The sequence below is a fragment of the Rathayibacter sp. AY1G1 genome (assembly GCF_002932095.1).
Taxonomy (GTDB): Bacteria; Actinomycetota; Actinomycetes; order Actinomycetales; family Microbacteriaceae; genus Rathayibacter.
Genome location: NZ_PSUZ01000025.1, coordinates 38,788 through 56,643 on the forward strand (window position 1 = coordinate 38,788; position 17,856 = coordinate 56,643).

The following is a 17,856-nucleotide window of genomic DNA, read 5'->3' on the forward strand; positions in this document are numbered from 1 at the left end:
CGAGTGGAGAAGGGCGGACTGGGGGTGCTGGCGGCGGTCATGGTGCCCGTCGTGGCGGTCGCGATGCTGTTGTGGGTGCTGTTCTTCGGCGGTTCCGCTGCCGCGGCATGCCTGCCAGGCGGGGGACCCGTCAACGTCTCCGCGATCTCTGCGGACGCGAAGGTCGGCGCCTATGGGCACGACCAGCTCGTGAATGCAGCACTGATCGTGAACGCGGGAGCGGCGAAGGGGCTCGGCGCGGACGGGCAGACGCTGGGCGTGCAGACGGCGATCGGGGAGTCCTCCCTGGTGAACATCGCCTACGGGGACGGTGCGATCAACCCGGACGGGTCAGTTGCCGACTCGACCGGACTGTTCCAGCAGCAGTCGAGCTGGGGCACCGTCGAGCAGCGCATGGACCCGACAATCTCGGCGGGCTTCTTCTACGACCGCCTCGTGGCGGTTGAGGGCTGGCAGTCGATGGAGCCCTCCATCGCGATCAACATGGTCCAGCGCAACGCCGACCCGAACCATTACACGAAGTACCGCGCCGACGCCGTGGCGATCATGACCTACCTCAACGGCCTCGGCAGCAGCGCGACCGCACCCGCGACGAACGTTGTACCGGTCGAACTTCCGTCGACGCCGGCCAGCACCGCACCTGCGACGGCTGCGCCGATCCGTGGATGCGTCGCCGTGTCCGGTGACGCGCAGGCCCTCGCAGCCGCACTCGTGACGGCGATGGACGAGGGGCGCCTGCGTCTGCTCGAGGACCGCTACGCGCAGCAGATCCGCGACATGGCCGCCGGGACCGCCAAGGAGAACTGCGGCATCGACGTCCGCATCCTCCAGATCATCACCATCGCGCTGAACACGTTCGGGAAGGTCGGCGTCTCCGACCTCAACCGACAGTGCACCGGCTCGCTCCTGGGCGCAGGCACCGGCTCCTCGCACTGGATGAACGGTGGCGGGAACGCGGTCGACTTCTTCTCCTTCGACGACACGGCCACTACCGGCTGCGACGCGAACGCGCTGCAACTGCTGACGGTCCTGGACCCACAGGTGCCCCAGGGCTCCCGCGCTGGCCAGATCCAGTGCCGCTCGACCACGTATCAGCACATCACCCAGTTCGGTGACACCCCGAACCACCTGCACTTCGACGTCGCCTACGCCGACGGCCCCCTCACCACCGGATAACCGGACCCTTTCGACGTCGCACCCGCGGCGCCGATCACCCCGCACCACCCACCACGAAACGGAGCACACCATGTCTGCACTGCTCGCAGCAACGACCGACATCCTCACCACCGCGGGCGCGCTCGGCGCGGTCGTGCCGGATCCGGGCCCCGGGGGCATGCCCCCCGGGTTCGAGGCCTTCACCACGGTCATGGGCTGGGCCAAGTGGGTCGGCCTCGGCGTCGCCGTCGTCGGCCTGATCATCCTCGGCGTCACCATGACCGTCTCCGCCCGCCGCGGCGAAGGCGGCGAGATCGGCGGCTGGCTCGGACGCCTGCTCGTCGGCGTGATCATCGTGTCCGCCGCGTTCACGATCGTCGGCTTCCTGATGGGCGCGTAGCGTCCGGAGGAAACCGACCGCACCACCAACGAAAGGCACGACGTCATGAGCGACACGGAGAAGCGCAACCCGTTCACCAGTCGAGGATTCATCTTCGGAGCGATCGTCTTCGGAATCCTCGTTCTGGCCGCGATCCTGCTCGCCGTCACGTCCCTGGACAGTGGTGGCGGGCAGCGCACCGCCACGCCCGCCACCACTGCAACGCCCACCTCCGAGGCCTCAGAGCTCGACGCCGATGCTGCGAGCATCTGCGGCCTCCCTGGACTCGACGAGAGCGGCAGCCTCGCTGCCGCACCCGACGCGGAGTGGACCATCGTCGGGACCATGGCAGCGCCCTCCTCAGAGGATGCAGGGCCTGGCGTCGTCGACGCCGACGGAGTCCGCAGCTGCTACGCGCACACCGTGGAGGGCGCAGCCTTCGCCGTGGCGAATCTCTGGGCGATGGGGACGGACGGCCGTCTGAGCGATCTCGTCACCGAACGCCTCACCGTCCCCGGCCCCGGTCGAGACGCCGCGCTGGCCCGCGAGACCACTCAGAGCAACACCGGCCTGAGCTCCCAGATCGCCGGCGTGAAAGTCCTCGCCTACGACGGCCAGAACGCCACCATCGACATCGCCTTCCAGATCTCCGACGGACGTCTCATCAGCTTCCCCTACGCCCTCAGCTGGTCCGAGGGCGACTGGAAGTTCGTGCTCACCGACGACGGACTCCCCACCTTCCGCCCGGTCGCTCTGCAGAGCCTCGGCGGCTACCTCCCTTGGAGCGGCACCACATGACCCCAGTCCCCGACAAAGAGCCGTGCTCCGTCGTCGACGTTCTCTGCTGGACCGGAGAAGGCATCGGCAACGTCGTATCGCAGGCGTCGAACGACGCTCTGCAGCAGTTCGTCAACAACATCCTGGAGGGCTTCGGCAAAGCGGTTGTCTCGCTCGGCACCCTCTGGGTGAACGTTCCCTCCCCGGTGACTGTCGTCGACCGGGGAGGCGGCGTTAACGGCGGCGGCACACCGCCCCTGCCTGAGGCGTTCGAGACGATCCTCGGCTATGTGACGTGGGTCGCGGCGGGCCTCGCGGTCATGTCGCTCATCATCGCCGGCGTCATGATGAGCACCCGTCGCCGCCACGGCGACGGCGAGGCGCACATGGGACGCATCGGCGTCATCATCTTCGCCGTCTTCCTGCTCTCCTCCGCCTCAGCGCTCGTCACGGGGTTCCTACCCCTGGCGCTGCACCTCAACGAATCTTCGAGCGTCGTCGGCTGGGTGCAAGGGCAGCTCGAGTGGTACGCCGGAGGACTCGCGATCCTGTCGATCCTCGTCGCCGCCGGCCGCATGGTGTGGACGCAGCGCGCGGGCGAGTTGCGCACCCTCGCCCGGTCGGTACTGACGCTGATCGCCGTCGCCGGCGCGGGACTCGTCGTGATCCGTCTCGCCACGCAGGCAGGCGATGCCTTCTCGATCTGGATCCTCAACAACTCCACCGACTGCGACGTCACCAACGGTGAGAGCAACTGCTTCGGCACGAACATCTTCGCGATGATTTCGCTGACCGCAACGTCGGGTATCGGCCTCATCGGCTTGTTCCTCCTCGGCATCCTCGCCGTGCTCATGACCTACGTTCAGATCGCGCTCATGGTGTTCCGCGGCGCGATGCTCGTCGTCCTCGCCGGCATCTTCCCGATCGCCGCGGCCGCGACCAATACGGAAATCGGGCAGCAGTGGTTCAAGAAGACGATGGCCTGGACCCTCGCCTTCATCCTCTACAAGCCAGCCGCGGCAATCGTCTACGCGATCGCGTTCCGAATGACCGGCACTGATCTGTTCAAGTCGGACGGCACCGGGCTGTTCCAGATCGTCACGGGCCTCGCGCTGATGCTCATCGCGCTCGTGGCCCTGCCCGCGCTGATGCGCTTCCTCGTCCCCGCTGTCGCCTCGGTGGGCGGGGGCGGGGGCGGGGGCGGCCTCCTGCTCGGTGCGGCCGCGGCTGGTGGAGCGGCGGAGATTGCCAGCGGAGCGATCCGCTCGCGCAGCGGAGGCGACAGCGGCGGGGGCGGAGGAACGCCCGGCGGCGGTGGCTTCGGCTCCGCACCGTCCGGCAGTAGCGCCTCCGCAGGCAGCAAGGGGTCACCCGCTGCGACTCCGGCCGCCTCCGGTGCAGGCGGCGGCGCAGCAGCAGGCGGTGGCGCAGCTGGCGGAGCTGCGGCCGGCGGTGGTGCGGCAGCGGGCGGTGCGGCGGCAGGCGGTGGTGCCGCAGCCGCGGCAGGAGGCCCGATCGGTGTCGGCCTTGCGGTGGCAGGGAAGGCCGCCGAAGGCGCGAAGCACGCAGCAGGGGCGGTCAAGGCCGCCACGGACGACGCCACTGGCGGCAACGGAAGCGGGAAGTGATGAGCACCACGACTCCCACGCGCAGCGCTGAGGCGCCGCGCACGTACGGCAATTGGCGTCGCCCGCAGACTGCGGGACTCGGCGGCCTCGGACAGCTCGCCACGGGCGTGCTGTTCGTCGGCATCCTCTCCTCGATCATCGCGTCGATGTTCTCCGGCCTCGGGGCCGCGCTGATCGTCGCCGCGATCTTCGGCGGGATCTTGCTGACGGTTTCAGTGAAGGACAAGCACGGGCAGAGCGCCCTCGGAAGGACGGTGAATCGCGTGAACTGGATGCGGACGAAGGCCAAGGGAGCGAACGTCTACCGTTCCGGTCCCGCGGGTCGAGCGAAGTGGGGCACGTTCCAGCTCCCCGGACTGGCCGCGGCGTCGCAGCTTTCAGAGCACGAGGACTCGCATGGGCGCCGGTTCGCTCTCGTGCACGTCCCCTCGACCAAGCACTACACCGTCGTGATCGCCACGGAGCCCGACGGCGCCGCGCTGGTGGATCAGGAGCAGGTCAACAACCAGGTCGCGGAGTACGGGATCTGGCTTTCCAACCTCGGAGACGAGCCTGGCATCGAGGCAGCCTCCGTCACCGTCGAGACGGCCCCCGACACCGGTACGCGCCTGCGCTCGGAGGTCGAGGGGTCGATGGACCCGGATGCGCCGGAGTTCGCTCGAGCGATGCTCTCGGAGGTCGTGAGCAGCTACCCGGTCGGGTCGGCCACGATCCGCGCCTACGTCGCGATCACCTTCTCCTCCTTGTCTCGCATCGGCGGGAAGCGCCGCAACGCGAAGGAGGTCGCCGCCGACCTCGCCGCCCGCCTGCCCGGCCTGACGACGAGCCTTGCCGCGACAGGGGCCGGCGCTGCACGGCCGCTCGGTGCTCAGGAGCTGTGCGAGGTGATCCGGATCGCCTACGACCCCGCCGCCGCCGTCCTGATCGATGAGGCCCGCGCCTCGGGTGACGTGCCCGAGCTGTCCTGGACGGACGTCGGCCCCGCGGCCGCTGAGTCCCGGTGGGAGTCGTACCGGCACGACGGTGCCGTGTCGACGTCGTGGACGATGACCTCCCCGCCGCGCGGAGTCGTGCAGTCGGGGATCCTCGCGCGCCTGCTGGCTCCGCACCGCGACGTCGCCCGCAAGCGCGTCACCCTGCTCTACCGCCCCATCGACCCCGCCCGCGCCGCGGCGATCGTGGAGGCGGACCTGAACGCGGCGCAGTTCAACAACTCCGCGTCGACCAAGCCCACCGCCCGCTCGACCCTCTCCACCCGCTCCGCCCAGGCGACCGCGGCGGAGGAGGCCTCCGGGGCTGGCCTGCTCAACTTCGGCCTGATCGTCACCGCGACGACCACCGACGCTGTGCACGAGGCGGACGCGCGCGCGGCGATCGACTCGCTGACCGCTGCGGCGCGTCTTCGGGTGCGGCCGGCGTTCGGGTCGCAGGAGACCGTTTTCGCTGCTGGTCTGCCGCTGGGGCTCGTGCTCCCGCGTCACCTGCGCCTGCCCACTGAAGTGAGGGAGTCCCTGTGAGCCTGATCACCCGCCTGTTCTCCTCGAACAGCGACAACGAGCTCGAACCCGGCGAGGACGTCCTGCCCGACGGAGCGGTCACCGCCGCCCACGGCGATACGACGGGGGAGGAGCTGACCGACGACGGCCTGCCCACCGGTGCCGTGTCGTCCTCGGCAGAGCCCGGCACCGACACGACGGCACCCTCGCGGCGGGCTGCGCGCGGGCAGGGCGAAGCTCCGGCCCCGGTAGCAGCGGTCGCTCAGCGCCCGACGCTCACCAGAGAGCGCACCACCCCGCGCACCCGACGCCGAGAGGGGAAGAAGATCGAGATCCCGCACGGCGGGAAGAAGAAGAGCCAGGGGACGGCGCTGCGCCGTCCTCTGCGCCCGAGCATCCGCGGATGGCTCGGGCGCGGCGGTGGTGAAGCCGTCAACGTCACGGCCGCTGATGAGTTCCGCGGGACGACCGTGCAGGTGTGCGGGCTGTACCCGTTCTCGGTCGGGACGGGTACGCCGATGATCGGGGTGCCGCTAGGGAAGAACCTCTCTACCGGCGCCTCCGTCTGCTGCGACCCGATCAGCTGGTTCCAGCGCGCGAATCTCATCAGCAACCCCTCGATGTTCGTGCTCGGCAAGCCCGGCCTGGGGAAGTCCTCGCTGACCCGCCGCATGGCCGCCGGCCTCGCCGGGTACGGCACGATCCCGCTCGTGCTGGGCGACTTGAAGCCGGACTACGTGGATCTGATCGAAGCCCTCGACGGGCAAGTGATCCCTCTCGGCCGCGGCCGCGGTTACCTGAACATCCTCGATCCCGGCGAAGCGTCGGAGGCGGCGCAGCGCCTGCGCGATGAGGCCGACCGCTCGCTCGAGCGGGCCGACGCGCTCGCGCACCAGGTTGACGCGCTCGGCGTCTCCGACGACACTGCGGCGACGATCGCGGAGGTCGGTCGGCTCCGCAAGCACGCCGCGAAGGTGCAGCGACTCGCGCACCAGGTCCTCGCGGACGCCCACGGCCGCCGGCACACGATGGTCGCCGCGCTGCTGACGATCCTCCGCTCCCAGCCGCCGAGCGACCGGGAAGAGACGATCATCGACCGGGCGCTGAAGTACCTGGACGAGCACCACCAGGGCGTGCCGGTCCTCGCGGACCTGCTGCGCGTGATCCAGGAGGCGCCGGACGAGGTTCGTCAGGTCGCGTTGGACCGCGGCAACATCAAGAAGTACAAGGACGTCACCGAGAACCTCGAAGCCTCCCTCATCGGCCTCACCACCGGTGGACGCCTGGGCGAGGTGTTCTCGAAGCAGACGACCACGCCGATGCGCCGGGACTGGCCCGTCGTCTACGACGTGTCCTCGATCGACGACTCCGAAGGCGACCTCCAGGCCGCAATCCTCCTCGCCTGCTGGTCCGCCGGCTTCGGGACCGTCAACGTCGCGGCCGCCCTCGCGGACGCGGAGCTCGAACCGCAGCGGCACTACTTCGTGATCCTGGACGAGCTGTGGCGGGCGCTGCGCGCGGGTAAGGGCATGGTCGATCGCGTCGACGCGCTCACCCGCCTGAACCGCGCCCGCGGCGTGGGCCTGGCGATGATCAGCCACACCATGTCCGACCTCCTCGCACTGGCCTCCTCGGAGGATCAGATGAAGGCGAAGGGCTTCGTGGAACGCTCCGGCATGGTCATCTGCGGCGGCCTCCCCGGTGCTGAGATGCCGCTGCTGACCTCGGCGGTGCCGATGTCGATCGCGGAACAGGGGATGCTCACCTCCTGGCAGGACCCGCCCGCCTGGGACCCCGTGTCCGGGCACGAGTCCGAGCCTCCCGGCCGCGGCCGCTTCCTGATCAAGGTCGGCGGACGTCCCGGTATCCCGGTGCGCGTCGAGCTGACCGCAGCAGAGAAGGAGGTCAACGACACCAACAAGCTCTGGCACGCGACCTCCCGCGCCGGCCGCGCAGCGGAGCCACTGCCCACCGATCCCGTGAACGTCGAGATCCTGCCGTGAGCGTCCTCGTCGCTCTCGGCGCGAGCTGCGTCGCGGCCGGCGCCGGCGGGGCCGCGATCATCAGCGCGCTCCGAGCCCGTCAGCGGACGGCGGACCGCGATCGGTTCCTGCTCACCCTCTGCTGGACCGGCGTCGGGCTCATGGCGAGCTTCGTCGCCTGGGACCAGTGGGACCGGGTGATCGCGTGAGCTGCCCGTCGACGCTCGCCTTCGAGGGCTACCGCTGGACCTGCCAGCGGTCCGCCCCGGGGGAGCACGGCTTCCACGCGACCGACCTCCCCGTCTCCTTCGCGGAGCGGGGCCTCGCGGTCCTCTCCTGGGGGACCTCGCACCAAGCACCCGCCGACGACTGCACCCCGCGGTGGGCCGTCCCGATCTACACGGAGGAGTCCGCATGAGCGCCACCGCCAACAACCGCCGCCGCGAGCCTGGCAAGGCCAATAACGACGCCCTGATGCTCGGCGCAGCCCTCGTGGCGATTGCTGCGATCGGCATCGTCTGGGTGGCCGTCGCGGTCGGTTCCAAGCTCGACGGAGTGAACGAGGGCTTGCCCTCGGACCCGTTCGAGATCCTATCGGGGCTTGCCCGCGGCACGGTCACCTGGTCCTCGTCCGCGACGATGATCGCCGCGGCCGGCGGCGGCGTCATCGTCCTCGTCGCTCTGTGGTTTTTCTGGATGAGGGCACTCGGCCGCAAGGGTCGCGCGAACGTCGACCGGGCTGCCCGCTACATGGCGACCGAACGAGACTTGGCGCCGATGCTGAGCAAGGAGGCGATGAAGAAGTCCAAGCGCCTGGGTGTTGACGGCTCGCCCGGCGTGCCAGTGGGGCGGCTCGTGTCGACGGGGAAGATGCTTTACGCCTCGTTCGAGGACATGATCACCGTCGTCGCCGGCCCCCGCGTCGGGAAGTCGACGTCGCTGGTCATCCCGGCGATCATCGCCGCCCCGGGCGCAGTCGTCACGACCTCGAACAAGCGCGACGTGCTCGACGCGACCCGTGACGTCCGCGAGAAGGACGGACCCGTGTGGGTGTTCGACCCGCAGCGCGTCGCCCGCGAGGACCCGATCTGGTGGTGGAACCCGCTGTCCTACGTCACCGACGATGTACGCGCCGCGAAACTCGCGCAGTACTTCGCCTCCGGATCCCGAGCGACGGACGCGAAAACGGACGCCTTCTTCGACGGCGCCGGACAGAACCTCCTCGCCGGCATGCTGCTCGCCGCAGCGGTCGGGCAGAAGTCGATCAGCCAGGTGTTCGCGTGGCTCACCGACGTCACCAACGAGGAGCCCGTACGACTGCTGCGCTCCGGCGGATACCCGATGACCGGCGACGCGGTGCTCGGGATCATCCAGTCCACCGAGAAGCTGCGCGGGTCGGTCTACTCGACCGCGCAGGAGATGGCGGCGTGCTTGAAGAACACGCAGGTCGCGGACTGGGTGAACCCCCGCGGCACCGCCGACCCGCGGGCGCAGTTCGACGCGGCAGAGTTCGTTCGCGGCTCCGGCACGCTCTACTCCCTGTCGAAGGAGGGCGCCGGCACCGCCGGGCCCCTCGTCACCGCGCTCACCGCCGCCACTCTCGAGGCGGCGACCGACCTCGCCGACACCTCGCCCGGCGGACGGCTCCGCACGCCGCTCGTCGGGATCCTCGATGAGGCCGCGAACGTGTGCAGGTGGCGGGACCTCCCGGACCTGTACTCGCACTTCGGCTCCCGCGGGATCCCGATCATGTCGGTGTTCCAGTCCTGGTCGCAGGGCGTCGCCGTGTTCGGCAAGGAGGGCATGTTGAAGCTGTGGAGCGCGTCAAACGCGTTCCTCTACCTCGGCAGCGTCAAGGAGAACGACTTCCTTCAGAACGTCTCCGAGCTCGTCGGTGACTACGACCGCGAAACGACCTCCGCCAGCTACAACAAGGGCGTCCGCTCGACCTCGACCGCCTTGAAGCGCGAACGGATCCTGACCGTGGACGAGCTCGGAGCGATGCCCCGCGGCCGCGCCGTGATGCTCTCCACCGGCTCCAGGGCCGCGCTGCTGCGCACCGTTCCCTGGTACGAGGGCACGAAGGAGAAGGTCGCAGCGATCAAAGCCTCCATCGCCGCCCACGACCCCGCGACCGCGCCGGTACACGACGCCGAGCCGGCTCCTGTCGTAGCGACGGCCGCGCAGCCGGTCGTGACCAGCGCCGAGCCGGTCGTGGCGAGCGTCGAGCCGGCTCCGGCGATCGACCTCGCCGCCTCGATGCGGGCTCTGATGGAGAACGAGGACGCGACGCGGACGGAGGCGCAGCGTGACTGACGACGATCCGCTCGCGGGCGGAGACGTGCAGGAAGCTGCGGGCCTCTCAGCCGCCGTCGACGGGGACAGCGACACCGCGGCTGCGTCGCTGCTCGGCGCGTTCGACGTCGACGCGATCGCCGCGAGAGAGGTCGCGGACGTCATCACCGGGATCATCGCCGGGATGACGAAGGAAGCTTTGGAACGAGCACTGACGCCCGAGCGGGTCGAGCTGATGCAGACCCGCGCCGAAGCGGCCGTGCAGCGCTCGTTCGACGAGGACTCCGCCCCGACCCTCGTCTACGGCTCCGCGGACGAGTGGCTGCGGAAGTACTGGCGCTACACGTACCGCCGCCGCGTCTCCGCCAAAGGCCAGGGCACCGGACGCTGGCGCGCCGACTGGTGGACCATCGATGAAGCCGTGCAACGCATCGAAGCGCTCTGGCGCAGCTGGGAAGCATCCCGCCTCGACGCAGGACTCGGAATCAGCGCCTGGTGGATCAATCACGCCGAGCCACACATGGCCGCCCTGCTGTCTACAGAAGGACCGTTCACGGGCGCGACAGACGAGAATCTCCCGGGGGAGCCGTTGCCCTACGAGTCACCACCCGACGGGATGTTCGATCCCGATAATCAGCCATAGTTCAAGCCGCTCGTTCGCGTCTCTGGTCAGTGCTGCAAGCAGCGCCTAGACGGCTCGGACGAATGGGCGCTACCTCGCACGAACCCCCGGCGAGTAGCCAGCACCACCAGGAGGCAGCTGCTGTTGAACCCGCCCCTCGCTAGACACGACCTCTGTGTAAGGCCGATGCGTTCAGCTCGGCATCCGACTCAAAACGTAAGCGGCCCCCGCCGAGCTCGTCGACGGGGGCTGCTTGCAGCATGCTCTGATCAGTTGAACTGGACCCACTCGCACGTCGATCCGCACCGCACGGACCAGGCCTGCGAGCCGTTGCGTCCGGTGTTGTCGACCCACACGTAGATCTCTCCTCGAGCGACAGTCGCGCCCGGGGCGTAGACCTGGCGAGAGTACGACCAGCCGGCAGTGTCGTTCTCGGCGGCCGTCTGAACCGGCTGGTACATCTTCTTACTCGTGAAGCGGTTCGGGCCGTACCACTCGAGCCAGTTCGTCTGGCAGGTCGGCGAGTAGACCATGCTCACCGTGCCGCCGAGGATCGCCTTGGACGAGATGGCGTACGCCCCGCGACCGCACCCCTGCTGGTACGGCAGCGTGTTGTTGTACCCGGACCCCGACAGCGCCTGCGCGGGCGTCGCCAACGTCAGGGTCAGAAGGACCGCGAACAGCGCCGCGACCGCCCCCATGATCCCGCGTCGGCGAGTAGCCGGCGAACCGCTCTGTCCAGCTGGCCGCCGCGCCAGAATCGTTCCACTCATGGTGCCTTCTCCCTCGCTCATGCCCACCAAATTGGTAGTGAGACGAGGGTGCCCGGGCCGGTACGTTGTGGGCGAACACCCCCCAACGCAGATTGGCAAAAAATGCCACGAGAACGCCGTCCTCCGGGTCGCCATGACACTCAACGGCAGCAGTTCGGCGATGAGCTGAGATTTTGGCGGGAGAAACGTGGCCTGTCTGCAGCGGAGCTCGCGCGGCGGATCGCGCGAGATCGGCGGACAGTGAGCGCGGCCGAGGAAGGCCGTGACATTCCCTCAGAATTGGTGGTTCTCCTGCTTGAAGACATCCTCGACACACAGGGCCTCCTGATCGCCCGGTACGAGTCTGTGCTCATGGAGAAGAGACGACTGCGTCTGCTGCGCGTGACAACAACCACCACGCCGTCTCCAGCTGCCAACGCCCTCGATGAGAGCATCTTCCTCGAGGAGACCGTTGCGGACGGCACATTGATGGCTCCCGGCCAGCGCTTCACCAAGACGTGGACACTTCAGAACGTTGGCAGCGTGCCATGGCGCGATAGGCGATTGACCCGGGTAGGCATCGCGTCCGGAGCTGGACTGATCACGACACCACTGCAGGTTCCGATAACGGACACCGACCCAGGCGAAGAAGTAGTCATCGTCGTCCCATGCGTCGCGCAATACGTCGAAGGCGCCAGCATCGCCTCCTTCAAAATGACCGATCCAGCGGGCAGGCTGTACTTCCCCGATCGATACTTCGTGGGCGTGCAGGCTCAGGTCGTTGTTGTGCGCGGTATGAGCCCGCAGGAGGTCCCAGCCGACCACGACCGCGGGACCCACGATGCTGACGCACCGCCACGACGGGACAACGAGGCCTTTCCAGCTCGAAAACTGACATAATCTCGCCTATGAGAAGCGGCAGTGGGAAGCGCCCGGGGGAGCGCGCAAGCCCTATACCGCCTTCGACGGGCTTGCGTACCGTCGCTGACGACCCGCACCACTCCTCGAGGCACCGGACCGGTGCAGAACAGGTGACAGCACATGACTCGCGAGCAGAACATCGCCTCCCAGCAGGCCTTCGGTGAGGCGGTCAACGCCGGCGACTTCGCCGCGTTCGACGCACTCGTCGCGCCCGACTCGGTCGATCACGACCCGGCGCCCGGCCAGGCACCCGGTCCAGAGGGATACGCCGCGTTCTTCGGCGACCTGCGAACCGCGTTCCCCGACATGGCACTCGAGGTCGAGAAGCTCGTCGCGGACGACGACAGTGTCGCGTTCGCCTACACGCTGACCGGCACGCAGACCGGTGTGTTCCAGGGCCACGCGCCGACGGGCAAGTCCGTGAAGATCCGCGGCATGCAGATCAGCACCTTCGTCGACGGCAAACTCGCCGAGCGCTGGGGAAGCAGCGACGAGCTCGGCATCCTCACGCAGCTCGGCCTCGCACCCGGCGCCTAGCCGGCGGGACTCCGACGGGTTCCGAAGCTCGTGTGCAACCACACCTCGGAGCCCGTCGAGCGGGGTGTGTGCGAACAAACTGACATAACGTCGATTATCGGATATTGCGCATAGTGGGAAAGGGCCGGTCGGGTCATCAGCAGCTGCACCTCGGGGTTAGTTCGACCCTGGTCACACCTGCTGGCGTGATTGAGTACCCTCGGCGGGGAACAGAGCCTGAAGCGCTCCCGATCCCAAAGCCCGGATCGACTTCTGCGCTCCTCAGCGTGCTACTCAATGTCGGGACTTGCTACATCCCTGGTGAAGGCGTCGACGATGGAGGCCTCATCGGGCAGCGCTGCTTGGGCTTCCTCGGAGAGCTCGTAGCGGCTGACCGCGACCGGCTGGGTGGTGGAGGCCAGGGCGTAGCGGACGACGGCGTCGTTCTTGTCAGTGACGACGAGGATCCCGACTGTCGGTTCATGCTTGCCGAGGACGCGCAACTTGTCGTCAACCAGGGCGACATAGAAGCCGAGCTGTCCTGCATCTCGCGGATCGAACTTCGTGGTCTTCAGCTCGACGACGATGTAGCGGAGCTGGTCGACATGGAAGAACAGGAGGTCGACGAAGAAGTCGTCGCCGTCGACCTCGAAGTGCACCTGTCGGCCGACGAACGCGAACCCTGGCCCGAGCTCGCGGAGGGTGTCCGCGATACGGACGACCATGCGCTCCTCCAGCTCACGCTCCGTGGCGTCGCTGTCGATCGCGAGGAAGTCCAGCGCGTACGGATCACGAGTGATCTGCTGAGCGAGTGCAGAGTCGACCGGCGCGAGAGTGCCGGCATAGTTGCTCGGCGCTGCAGCTTCTCGCTCGTGCAGCCGAGTCTTGATCTGGTGCCCGAGGACCGGCCGGCTCCAACCATGAGCGACGTCCTTCGCTGCGTACCACTCGCGCAACTCCTGGTCGTCGAGCTTGTCGAGCAGCTCGGTGATGTGACCCCACGGCAATTGTCCAACGGGTCGTTGGACAATGGCGTCCTCGTCCGGCCATGCCGCCGCGAAGCGACGCATGTAGAACAGGTTCGCACGGGAGAACCCCTTCATTGAGGGGAACTCCGCCCGCAAATCCTCGGCGAGTCGCTCGAGGACGCTGCTCCCCCACGGCTCCCGCTGCTGACGCTCGAGAATCGTCGACCCGATCTGCCACCACAGTCGCAACAGCTCCGTGTTCACCTTCCGCTGTGCCTGGAAGCGAGCAGCGTGCACGTGCCGCTTCAACTCGTCCAGAGTCGCGCGGTACTCACTCGGAATCATCGCCGTCATGCCAGCCACGCTCTCACACCGCCACTGCGGCCGACGGTTCAGTCATCGAGACGCCGTCGACTGGATCGCCGACAGTAACTAGCGCGCCTGCTCGCTGCGCTCCGGTGATCGCGCAGCTGAACGACCACGGCTGGTCTTCGGCACGTTCACACGTCCGGACTGTGCGACAGCTTCGCTCGCTGGCCGGCCCTGGGCGACGTCGGCGCGCATGCGCACGTCGATGACGTCCTGCGGGATCCCGTGGGCCTTCATCTCGTTCGCGGAGGCCGTGCGACGAGCGGCGCTGTCGTACGACAGCTGGCTCTCGGAGCGCAGCGCATCTGCCCGCCCCTCGGCGCCGACCGGAACGGTGTCAGCGGAACGATCACTCTGGGAGGGCAAGGGCTCGTTGCGGAAGTAGGCGGCCTCGTCGCGGTTCTCCGCAGCGTCGGAGCGCAGCTGTTCCGGGGTCAGCGTCGCTGTTCCGCCGGCATCCGCCTCGCGATCGAACCGGTCTGCCTCGCTCAGCAGGAAGTCGACGTTCTCGTCAACGTCGCCGCTGTCGAGAGCCAGTTGGTAGTTGTTATCGAACCTGCCGAGCCGAGCGGCTTCCGCGTCGGCCGCGAACTGATCGAGACGCCCGGCCTCGACGTCGGCCGCGATGGACTGGTTGAGGTCTCCACCGGCGGCGGCGAGCTCGGAGGCTGCGGTGTTGTCGGCGGCGGTCTGCGCACCGGCGCCGTCCCGGTAGAGCTGCGCCTGAGCGCGCGCGTCGTCCGCGAGCGCACGCAGCTGGTCGGGCGTCTGCTCGGCGGTTCCGCCCTCCTCGGCCTGCACCTCGTACTCGCGCGCGTGCAGCTCGAGCGCGGCCGCCTGATCGATGTTCTCTTGACCGTTCTCCGCTCCGCCCTGGTCGGTCGGCGTGGTCGGCCCGTCCCGCGTGGCGTCGGCGCGGCGCTGGTCGGCGTCCATCATCCCGGCGACGGCTGCGGCTTCGACGGTTGTCTCGACGCTCTCCGCCCGTCCTCCGTCGACGGCCGCGCGCTGGTCCTCGGTGAGGAGCTGCGGGAACTTCTCAGCGATCGCAGCGTCCACCGCCGCGTCATGGCCGGCCAGGGCCTTCACCTCGTTCAGCGGGTCCGCAGAGCCGGACTCGGGTACCCGATCGGTGGCCTCAGCGGCTGCGACGACGGCGAGGGCCTTCTCAGCGGAAAAGTCGGCCGGCTGGTCGCCGCGCAGCTTGTCCGCGATATCGGCGACGTCGACGCCGTAGCGGTCCTGGACTTCACGCGCGATGGTCTGTGTGGCACGTTCGGCCACAGGGTCGAGGTCCTTCCACTGCTGCGCCGTGGAGAGGACGTCAGCGACCTGCTGCAACTCGGTGCGCTGCCACCAGTCGGGCCGGTCCACAACGGCGATCTGCGCACGCGCGACGTCGCGCTCGGCGGAGAACCGAGCGGCGAGAGCGCGCGCGTCGGCCTCGCTCTTGCGCAGCGCTTCACGCGCCAAGTCCTCCCGCAGGCGGGCGAACTTGTCGCCCAGCTGGAGCGCGACGGTCAGCGCGACCCTCGCCGACTGTCCGACCTCATCCTCAACGCTGTCCCCATCGCTCATAGCTCTGTCCCCTCTCGCTATCTCTCGAAACCGTCGCGCTCACGCGTGCCGGGAGTCTTCGTGGTCGGCACCTGTACCGCCGGCTCCGTCGCGGGAGTCAAGCGCGTGGGTACCGGCCCGCCGCGACCCGCGGCGAGGTCGGCGCGCTGCTTCGCGGCCTGCTGCTCCGGGGCGAGCGCGGCGACCTGGTTGGCGGTGATCTGAGCGGTGTAGCCGTCGCGGACGACGGTCAGGCGCTGCGTCATCATCCGCGCGAGCTCCTGCGACCGGTGCAGGTCCCCGACCGCCTTCGCGGCGCGGAAGATCGATGCGGTGGTCTGCGCGAGCCGCTTCAACAGAAGAGCCTCCGCGGCCGCGTTCTGGCCTCGCTTGGCCTGCACCAGGATCAGCGCGGCGGTCGTCGCCATCGACGGCATCGCGACAGGTCGCGGCCGCGACTCGCCCGCTCGCAGCTGCGCGGACCGGGCCAGCGTCCGCGACGCCTCGGCCAACGGTCCCGGCGTCGGTTCCAGGCGCCGCGACCACGCCGCGTACGCACCCGACGTCTCGCGGGCGACGTGCGCCCAGGTGGCCTTATCGGACGGGTCGACTGAGGCGATGTAGTCGTGCAGCCGGCGCATGTCCTCGGCGTACATGGCGAAGAACTTCGGAGACATCTCGCTCTCCTCGCGCCCCGGGCTCACCGGCCGGTACTGCCACGGATTCTTCGACGTCGCGCGCCATTCCTGCACCGCTTCGGTCGCGGACTCAGGACGGTCCGGCCATCCCTTCCGCAGCTCCGGGAGCGTCAGGTCGCGGGCGATCCTGCCACCTCCGTGCCAGACGACGGGCTGTCCCTTCTCCGGACGCAGCGCCACGGAGTAGCCGACCACGACGTCGTCACGTCCGACCGCGAACCGCGGACGGATCAGGATGCCCTCGCGGCGCATCCGACGCACGAACTCGCCCTCGTACTGCGACGCGGTAGCCGCAGCTCGAAGGCTCCGCTCCAACCGCTTCGCGTCGACCTCGGTCGCGCCGCGGCGCGATGCAGACTCGCGCTCGGCCGGCTTCTCGCCGCGCTGCGCACCTGCGCGCTCGGACTCATGCAGCGGCTGCAACTCGAACTCCCGCTCGAGCTCCCGGGTGATCGTCTGCGCCTTCGAGAAGTCGTGATGGACAGACGCCTTCGTGCCGTCCTCGCGCACCAACGACACGGCGATGTGCACGTGGTCGTTGCCGTTCTTCGACAGGCCATGACGCACCGCGACCCACCGGCAATCGGCCTTGCCAATGTCGGCGCCGGCGAACCCCATCCGCTCCACGAACCGCTCGGAGATCTCGGCCCACTTCTCATCCGAAAGCTGGCCCTCCTCCGCGCTGATCGAGAGCGAGCAGTGCCACACGTCAGCGTCGACACGCTCCTTCGACGTCACACCCGTCTCCGGATCCGTGACCTCCTTGACGCGGGTGACCGACGTTCCGAAGACGCGGCGCGGCTCGTCCAGATCGGCAGCGATCGCGAGGGCTGCTGCGCGGTCCAACTCGCCGTAGCCGTACTCCGCCATGACCGCGCCGTTACCAGCGACCAAGTGCGGCTCCTCGTGCTCGTTCGCCCGACCCTCACCCTGCAAGTAGGTCATCAGTCCGGACATGCGCCCACCCCGGGTCACGTTCGGGATCACGCGCCGGCCAGCCTCTTCATCGCCGCCCGATACTCCGACACAACCGCGCGGTACTCAGCGATCGCCGCTTCCGCCTCGTCGGGGAATCGGCTCTCCGTGTTCGCGAACCGGGCGAGCTGGTTGAGGTTGTTCGAGACGTACCCCATCGTGCTGCGAATGTTCATCAGATCCGCGGCAACCGACTTGAACTCCGCATCAGTGATGACCGCATCCTCGGCCGTCGCGGACTCGAACAGCAACCGCGGCACCGTCACCTCACGCACGATTGCCCGAGCCCGAAGCTGCGCATCCTCCTCGGGCGTGACCATGACGACGTACCGCTTCTCGCGGCGAGACTCGCCACCCGCGTTCGCACGTCGCTTGCGACCGAACAGACGGTGCTCACTCGACTCGGACACGAGCGTCACCATCCCTTCGGGGCCCAGCGCAGCGAACCCGCCAACTGGCGGGGACCATACGGCAAGTATGCCGAGGATCGCCGCGCAGCGGAAGGACGAGAAGCGGGTTACGGCACTTAAGTTTATAGCTTGCTCCGAAAAGCTACTCACCCAGAGCGCAGCGCAGGTGCAGCACTGGGTCCGAAGGGAACCCGACCGTCTCGGCCGGAGAAGCCGAAGCCGAGACGTCAAATCCGCGCCTTCCGGATGACGGTGGTGGCGGCTAGCCTTTCCGCATGAGCGACCACACGAGGAACCCTGACGACGCCGCCGACGCCGCCCGCCGACTGCTCGAACAGAGCGTCGAGAAGCGCGTC

The 17,856-nt window shown here is 68.6% G+C and carries 17 protein-coding genes; 12 read left to right on the plus strand and 5 right to left on the minus strand.

Annotated features, from left to right (window positions below; all coding sequences use genetic code 11):
* The first annotated feature begins 3 nt into the window (after nucleotides 1–3).
* The 10 genes from C5C36_RS13825 (at nucleotide 4) to C5C36_RS13870 (ending at nucleotide 10,355) form a co-directional block, all read left to right on the plus strand.
* A complete protein-coding gene (locus C5C36_RS13825; protein WP_104261434.1) occupies nucleotides 4–1,176 on the plus strand; it encodes a hypothetical protein in 1,173 nt (390 codons plus the stop codon).
* A gap of 70 nt (nucleotides 1,177–1,246) precedes the next feature.
* Nucleotides 1,247–1,555 carry a hypothetical protein gene (locus C5C36_RS13830; protein ID WP_104261433.1) on the plus strand — a complete coding sequence of 103 codons (309 nt, stop codon included), beginning with the start codon at nucleotides 1,247–1,249 and terminating at the stop codon, nucleotides 1,553–1,555.
* Between the two features lie 45 nt (nucleotides 1,556–1,600).
* Nucleotides 1,601–2,332 (plus strand): hypothetical protein, encoded by a 732-nt coding sequence (locus C5C36_RS13835; RefSeq protein WP_104248366.1) that lies wholly within the window; start codon nucleotides 1,601–1,603, stop codon nucleotides 2,330–2,332.
* Nucleotides 2,329–3,939 (plus strand): hypothetical protein, encoded by a 1,611-nt coding sequence (locus tag C5C36_RS18205; RefSeq protein ID WP_104309894.1) that lies wholly within the window; start codon nucleotides 2,329–2,331, stop codon nucleotides 3,937–3,939. The genes C5C36_RS13835 and C5C36_RS18205 overlap by 4 nt, the downstream gene beginning before the upstream one ends.
* Complete coding sequence (locus C5C36_RS13845) at nucleotides 3,939–5,456, plus strand: SCO6880 family protein (protein ID WP_181027286.1); 1,518 nt, start codon at nucleotides 3,939–3,941, stop codon at nucleotides 5,454–5,456. The genes C5C36_RS18205 and C5C36_RS13845 overlap by 1 nt, the downstream gene beginning before the upstream one ends.
* Nucleotides 5,457–5,830: 374 nt before the next feature.
* Nucleotides 5,831–7,438 carry an ATP/GTP-binding protein gene (locus C5C36_RS18135; protein ID WP_308470904.1) on the plus strand — a complete coding sequence of 536 codons (1,608 nt, stop codon included), beginning with the start codon at nucleotides 5,831–5,833 and terminating at the stop codon, nucleotides 7,436–7,438.
* A complete protein-coding gene (locus C5C36_RS13855; protein WP_104248357.1) occupies nucleotides 7,435–7,626 on the plus strand; it encodes a hypothetical protein in 192 nt (63 codons plus the stop codon). Before C5C36_RS18135 ends, C5C36_RS13855 begins: the two co-directional genes overlap by 4 nt.
* Nucleotides 7,623–7,835: a hypothetical protein gene (locus tag C5C36_RS13860; RefSeq protein ID WP_104248356.1), complete on the plus strand. Its 213-nt coding sequence runs from the start codon at nucleotides 7,623–7,625 to the stop codon at nucleotides 7,833–7,835. Before C5C36_RS13855 ends, C5C36_RS13860 begins: the two co-directional genes overlap by 4 nt.
* The gene (locus C5C36_RS13865; RefSeq protein ID WP_104248188.1) at nucleotides 7,832–9,733 is read left to right on the plus strand and encodes a type IV secretory system conjugative DNA transfer family protein; all 1,902 of its coding nucleotides are present in this window, start codon (nucleotides 7,832–7,834) and stop codon (nucleotides 9,731–9,733) included. The genes C5C36_RS13860 and C5C36_RS13865 overlap by 4 nt, the downstream gene beginning before the upstream one ends.
* Nucleotides 9,726–10,355 (plus strand): DUF4913 domain-containing protein, encoded by a 630-nt coding sequence (locus C5C36_RS13870; protein ID WP_104248187.1) that lies wholly within the window; start codon nucleotides 9,726–9,728, stop codon nucleotides 10,353–10,355. The genes C5C36_RS13865 and C5C36_RS13870 overlap by 8 nt, the downstream gene beginning before the upstream one ends.
* 248 nt (nucleotides 10,356–10,603) lie before the next feature.
* On the opposite strand, the gene C5C36_RS13875 is transcribed toward C5C36_RS13870, so the two are convergent.
* Nucleotides 10,604–11,035, minus strand: coding sequence for a DUF2690 domain-containing protein (locus C5C36_RS13875; protein ID WP_104248186.1), 432 nt, complete (start codon nucleotides 11,033–11,035; stop codon nucleotides 10,604–10,606).
* A 174-nt stretch (nucleotides 11,036–11,209) separates the two neighbouring features.
* Here C5C36_RS13875 and C5C36_RS13880 point away from each other — a divergent pair, with 174 nt between their 5' ends.
* Nucleotides 11,210–11,986 (plus strand): NBR1-Ig-like domain-containing protein, encoded by a 777-nt coding sequence (locus C5C36_RS13880; protein ID WP_104248185.1) that lies wholly within the window; start codon nucleotides 11,210–11,212, stop codon nucleotides 11,984–11,986.
* 141 nt (nucleotides 11,987–12,127) lie between these two features.
* Entirely contained in the window at nucleotides 12,128–12,544 is a 417-nt protein-coding gene (locus C5C36_RS13885) for an ester cyclase (protein ID WP_056045707.1), read from the plus strand.
* 269 nt (nucleotides 12,545–12,813) lie between these two features.
* Here the strand turns inward: C5C36_RS13885 and C5C36_RS13890 are convergent, their stop codons facing one another.
* The 4 genes from C5C36_RS13890 to mobC all read right to left on the minus strand — a co-directional run bounded on the left by C5C36_RS13890 (nucleotide 12,814) and on the right by mobC (nucleotide 17,512).
* Nucleotides 12,814–13,845 (minus strand): YhcG family protein, encoded by a 1,032-nt coding sequence (locus C5C36_RS13890; protein WP_104248190.1) that lies wholly within the window; start codon nucleotides 13,843–13,845, stop codon nucleotides 12,814–12,816.
* Nucleotides 13,846–13,923: 78 nt separating this feature from the next.
* Complete coding sequence (locus C5C36_RS13895) at nucleotides 13,924–15,438, minus strand: hypothetical protein (RefSeq protein WP_104248184.1); 1,515 nt, start codon at nucleotides 15,436–15,438, stop codon at nucleotides 13,924–13,926.
* A gap of 17 nt (nucleotides 15,439–15,455) precedes the next feature.
* Entirely contained in the window at nucleotides 15,456–17,009 is a 1,554-nt protein-coding gene (locus tag C5C36_RS13900; RefSeq protein ID WP_146085335.1) for a relaxase/mobilization nuclease domain-containing protein, read from the minus strand.
* 89 nt (nucleotides 17,010–17,098) lie between these two features.
* Entirely contained in the window at nucleotides 17,099–17,512 is a 414-nt protein-coding gene (gene mobC, locus C5C36_RS13905) for a plasmid mobilization relaxosome protein MobC (protein ID WP_104248182.1), read from the minus strand.
* Nucleotides 17,513–17,856 lie beyond the last annotated feature (344 nt).

Bases quoted from the DNA above. Each gene is read 5' to 3' on its own strand.
- C5C36_RS13845 (WP_181027286.1), top strand. From the start codon at position 3,939: ATGAGCACCACGACTCCCACGCGCAGCGCTGAGGCGCCGCGCACGTAC.
- C5C36_RS18205 (WP_104309894.1), top strand. From the start codon at position 2,329: ATGACCCCAGTCCCCGACAAAGAGCCGTGCTCCGTCGTCGACGTTCTC.
- C5C36_RS13885 (WP_056045707.1), top strand. From the start codon at position 12,128: ATGACTCGCGAGCAGAACATCGCCTCCCAGCAGGCCTTCGGTGAGGCG.
- C5C36_RS13835 (WP_104248366.1), top strand. From the start codon at position 1,601: ATGAGCGACACGGAGAAGCGCAACCCGTTCACCAGTCGAGGATTCATC.
- C5C36_RS13895 (WP_104248184.1), bottom strand. From the start codon at position 15,438: ATGAGCGATGGGGACAGCGTTGAGGATGAGGTCGGACAGTCGGCGAGG.
- C5C36_RS13830 (WP_104261433.1), top strand. From the start codon at position 1,247: ATGTCTGCACTGCTCGCAGCAACGACCGACATCCTCACCACCGCGGGC.
- C5C36_RS13865 (WP_104248188.1), top strand. From the start codon at position 7,832: ATGAGCGCCACCGCCAACAACCGCCGCCGCGAGCCTGGCAAGGCCAAT.
- mobC (WP_104248182.1), bottom strand. From the start codon at position 17,512: ATGGTGACGCTCGTGTCCGAGTCGAGTGAGCACCGTCTGTTCGGTCGC.
- C5C36_RS13890 (WP_104248190.1), bottom strand. From the start codon at position 13,845: ATGACGGCGATGATTCCGAGTGAGTACCGCGCGACTCTGGACGAGTTG.
- C5C36_RS13880 (WP_104248185.1), top strand. From the start codon at position 11,210: ATGCCACGAGAACGCCGTCCTCCGGGTCGCCATGACACTCAACGGCAG.
- C5C36_RS13875 (WP_104248186.1), bottom strand. From the start codon at position 11,035: ATGGGGGCGGTCGCGGCGCTGTTCGCGGTCCTTCTGACCCTGACGTTG.